Raw genomic sequence first — 3195 nt, forward strand, 5'->3', positions numbered from 1 at the left:
ATTTCGGCGTCGATCGCGGCGATACGGCCGTCGGCAATCGCCAGATCGCGTTGCGCGTCGAGACCGGACGCCGGATCGATGAGGCGGCCGCCTTTTATCAGCAGATCGAATTGCATCGCGCCTGTCTCCGCTTTCCCGTCAGGCCGGCCTGTAGGCAACGGCCTCGACCTCGATCTTGATGTCGATCATCAGCCGCGACTCCACTGTCGTGCGCGCCGGCGGGTCTTTCGGGAAATGCCTGGCATAGACGGTGTTGAAAATGCCGAAATCGCGGGCGTCCTCGAGCCAGACCGTCGTCTTGACCACGTCGTCGAGCGAGCAGCCGGCCAGCGCCAGTGCCGCCTTGACGTTCGACAGCACCTGTTCGGTCTGTTCGGCGATGCCGCCCTTGACCACCAGCCCGTCGCTGCCGACCGGCACCTGGCCTGAGACATAGACGAAATCGCCGGCCCTGACCGCCGGCGACAACGGCACATGGGATTTTCCAAAACACTGCTTGGGCAAGAAGGCCTCCTGTCTAGGTTCTTTGGGTGAACGCGCGATGCTGCGAGAGATAGGGGGCGGCTGCACGCCATCGATCCACATTTTGAAAGCCTATATCGCTTTGCTGCGGTAACGCCAGAACGATCACCGCCCTTGGTGATCCTCCGCGCCCCCCTCTGTCCCGCCAGCGTCTGGACCCGCGCCAAGCCGCTCAGCGGTCGATCCGCGTCGACAGGATGATCGACGACGACGTGCGCTCGACCCCGTCCATGGCGCCGATCTGGTCGAGAAGCGTGTCGAGATCCCTGATCGACGGCGCCTCGACGATGACGATCATGTCGAAATTGCCGCTGACCGAGTGCAGCGTGCGAACCGGTGCCAGCGCCTGCAGGCTGCGCACCACCTTGTCGGCAAGCTTGGGGGTGACGGTGAGCAGGACATGCGCCTTGACCAGTCCCTGTTCGTAGTCCGGTGAAAGCCGGACGCCATAGCCGGCAATGATGCCGCGCTGTTCCAGCCGCTCGATCCGACTTTGCACCGTCGTTCGTGAGACGCCGAGCCGCCGCGCCAGTTCGGCCGTCGAGGCGCGCGCATTGATGCGCAGTAGAGAAAGCAGAGCCTGGTCGGCATCGCTGAGCATTTCGACGAACCTTACCGGCATATTGCGCAAGAAGAGACTGCGTTTCGTACAATCCCACGCTTCCTTTCGACAGGCAAGCTGCGATTCTAGTCGTCAATTTAACATTGGTGCGAGGGACCGGTCATGAAGGAAATCATCGTCGTCGGCGCCGGCAAGATCGGCTCGACCATTGCCGAGATGCTGGCTTCCACGGGCAACTACCATGTCACGCTCGTCGACCGCTCGGCGGCGCAGCTTGGCGCGGCCGAACTGCCTGAAACGGTCGAGACGCTGGAACTCGACATCGAGGCCGCCGGCACCCTCGAAGCGGCCCTGGCCGGCAAGTTCGCCGTGCTCAGCGCCGCGCCCTTCCATCTGACCACGCGCATCGCCGAAGCGGCGGCCAGCGCCGGCGTGCATTATCTCGATCTGACAGAGGATGTCGTCAGCACCAGGCGGGTCAAGGAGCTGGCGCGCTCCGGCAACAGCGCCTTCATTCCGCAATGCGGGCTGGCGCCGGGCTTCATCTCGATCGTTGCCAACGATCTCGCCAGCCGCTTCGACACGCTGGAAAGCGTGCGCATGCGGGTCGGCGCGCTGCCGCAATACCCGTCGAATGCGCTGAACTACAATCTGACCTGGAGCACCGACGGCGTCATCAACGAATATTGCGAGCCTTGTGAGGCGATCGTCGAAGGCGAGCTGGTCGAAGTGCCGCCGCTGGAGGAGCGCGAGGAGTTCTCGCTTGACGGCGTCACCTACGAAGCGTTCAACACCTCGGGCGGGCTGGGCACCCTGGCCGAAACGCTGAAAGGCAGAGTGCGGACGCTGAACTACCGCACCATCCGCTACCCCGGCCACGCCGCGATCATGAAGGCGCTGCTCAACGATCTCGGCCTGCGCCACCGCCGTGACGTGCTGAAGGATATCTTTGAAAGCGCCCTGCCGGCGACGCTGCAGGACGTGGTTATCGTATTCGTCACCGTCAGCGGCCGCAAGAACGGCCGCCTGCTGCAGGAGACCTACGCCAACAAGATCTACGCCAGGCGCGTCGGCGATACGGTGCGCAGTGCCATCCAGGTCACCACCGCCTCCGCCATCTGCGCGGTGCTCGACATGCTCGCCGACGGCAGCTTGCCGGCAAGAGGTTTCATCAAGCAGGAGGACATCGCGCTCGACGCGTTTCTAGCCAACCGCTTCGGCCGCGCCTATGCGCAGCACGAGATGGTTAGCCGGCTTGCGGGGTGAGCTGCGTAATCTCCCCCCTTGAGGGGGAGATGTCGCCGAAGGCGACAGAGGGGGTCGCCTCGCGTAGAGCGCTAACCTCCTTCTATCGCAAGGGAGGTCGCGTCAGTCGAACCGACCCCCTCTGGCCTGCCGGCCATCTCCCCCTCAAGTGGGGAGATCACCTGCCCTCAGACATGCACCGCCCGCCCCAGCGCCTTCAGCGCCGCTTCCTGAAGACCCTCGCCCTGTGTCGGATGGGCATGAATAGTGCCGGCGATATCCTCCAGCGTCGCGCCCATCTCCAGCGCCAGCCCAAACGCCGTCGACAGTTCCGACACGCCCTGGCCGACCGCCTGGATGCCGAGCACCAGATGGTTGTCGGCGCGGGCAACGACCCGGACGAATCCGTCCTCGCCCAACTTCGTCATCGCCCGGCCATTGGCGGTGAAGGGAAACAGTCCGACCTTGATCTCGCCACGGGCCTTGGCCTCCTCCGGCGACAGGCCCGCGGTGACCAGCTCCGGATCGGTGAAACAGACAGCCGGGATCGCTCGTCTGTCCCAGCTGCGCCTATGGCCGGCGACGATCTCGGCGACCATTTCACCCTGCGCCATCGCCCGGTGCGCCAGCATCGGCTCGCCGGTGACGTCGCCAATGGCAAAGATACCGCGCATCGAGCTGCGGCACTGGTCGTCGATGCGGATGAAGGGTCCGGCCATGTCGAGGTCGATCTGCTCCAACCCCCAGCCTTCGGTCACCGGCTTCCGACCGACCGTGACCAGGACCCTGTCGGCAGCGATCTTGCCGTTCTTGCCGCCATTCGTCTCGACCAGCAGCGCGTCGCGCTTGGTGGACAGCCCCTTGGC

At 64.6% G+C, this 3195-nt stretch carries 4 protein-coding genes; 1 reads left to right on the forward strand and 3 read right to left on the reverse strand.

The annotated features are described in order from the left end of the window. Positions 1-138 precede the first annotated feature (138 nt). Both E5W70_RS24845 and E5W70_RS24850 read right to left on the reverse strand, forming a co-directional pair. Positions 139-504 (reverse strand): RidA family protein, encoded by a 366-nt coding sequence (locus E5W70_RS24845; RefSeq protein ID WP_292663451.1) that lies wholly within the window; start codon positions 502-504, stop codon positions 139-141. A 190-nt stretch (positions 505-694) separates the two neighbouring features. Beyond that, the gene (locus tag E5W70_RS24850; RefSeq protein WP_292663453.1) at positions 695-1123 is read right to left on the reverse strand and encodes an Lrp/AsnC family transcriptional regulator; all 429 of its coding nucleotides are present in this window, start codon (positions 1121-1123) and stop codon (positions 695-697) included. A 123-nt stretch (positions 1124-1246) separates the two neighbouring features. On the opposite strand from E5W70_RS24850, the gene E5W70_RS24855 reads away from it, so the two are divergent. After that, the gene (locus E5W70_RS24855) at positions 1247-2350 is read left to right on the forward strand and encodes a saccharopine dehydrogenase family protein (RefSeq protein ID WP_292663455.1); all 1104 of its coding nucleotides are present in this window, start codon (positions 1247-1249) and stop codon (positions 2348-2350) included. 167 nt (positions 2351-2517) lie between these two features. Here the strand turns inward: E5W70_RS24855 and E5W70_RS24860 are convergent. After that, positions 2518-3195 (reverse strand): FAD-dependent oxidoreductase (locus E5W70_RS24860; protein WP_292663457.1); only part of this gene is annotated, 678 nt, incomplete at its 5' end.

Origin of the sequence: Mesorhizobium sp., from assembly GCF_005063415.1 — a bacterium.
Lineage (GTDB): Bacteria > Pseudomonadota > Alphaproteobacteria > Rhizobiales > Rhizobiaceae > Mesorhizobium.

What these genes read in the sequence shown, in the direction of transcription:
- E5W70_RS24855 (WP_292663455.1), top strand. Translation starts at nt 1,247, where the DNA reads ATGAAGGAAATCATCGTCGTCGGCGCCGGCAAGATCGGCTCGACCATT.
- E5W70_RS24850 (WP_292663453.1), bottom strand. Translation starts at nt 1,123, where the DNA reads ATGCTCAGCGATGCCGACCAGGCTCTGCTTTCTCTACTGCGCATCAAT.